This window comes from Noviherbaspirillum album (assembly GCF_035916955.1).
Classification (GTDB): domain Bacteria; phylum Pseudomonadota; class Gammaproteobacteria; order Burkholderiales; family Burkholderiaceae_D; genus Noviherbaspirillum; species Noviherbaspirillum album.
In genome coordinates, this window is sequence record NZ_JAWIIV010000138.1 from 1 (window position 1) to 640 (window position 640).

The following is a 640-nucleotide window of genomic DNA, read 5'->3' on the forward strand; positions in this document are numbered from 1 at the left end:
TGACCTGTCTTGGGATTTTCGGACCACGGCAAATTTGAGAAGATAGCTCCCAAATGAAAGGGAGCAATGAAGAAAAGCCGATACAGCGACGAGCAAATCGTCCGAATTTTGCGGGAAGCCGACAAGGCCCCGATTGCCGAGGTGGCCAAGCGCCACGGTGTGAGTGAGCAAAGCATCTACGGCTGGCGCAAGCGTTTTGGCGAGATGGGGACTAACGAGGTAAAGAATCTCAAAGCCTTGGAGCAGGAGAATGCCCGGCTCAAGAAGTTGCTGGCTGAACGGGATCTCGAAATTGAAGTGATGAAGGAGATTTCCCGAAAAAAATGGTAAGCGCACCAGTTCGACGGATTGCGGCACTCTACGCAGTTGAGCGAGGTATCTCTCAACGTCGAGCTTGTGCGCTCATGCAGGTAGCAAGGTCCAGTCTGCTGTATATACCCACTCTGCCACAGAAGAATGCACCTGTGACGAGGGCTATGCATCGGCTGTCACGCCAGTATCCCCGTTACGGATCCCGCCGTATCCACGTGTTCCTCGGACGGGAAGGCATCGTTGTCGGCAAGGAGAAATGCAGTCGTCTGTGGGCAGAACAAGGTCTACAGGTGCCACGCAAGCGTCCCCGACGCAAGGTGGCAGCAAG

At 54.7% G+C, this 640-nt stretch carries 1 pseudogene; it reads left to right on the top strand.

Features of this window, described 5'->3' with window-relative positions:
• Positions 1–66 precede the first annotated feature (66 nt).
• Positions 67–640, top strand: a pseudogene (locus RY831_RS33095) (transposase); the annotation flags it as partial.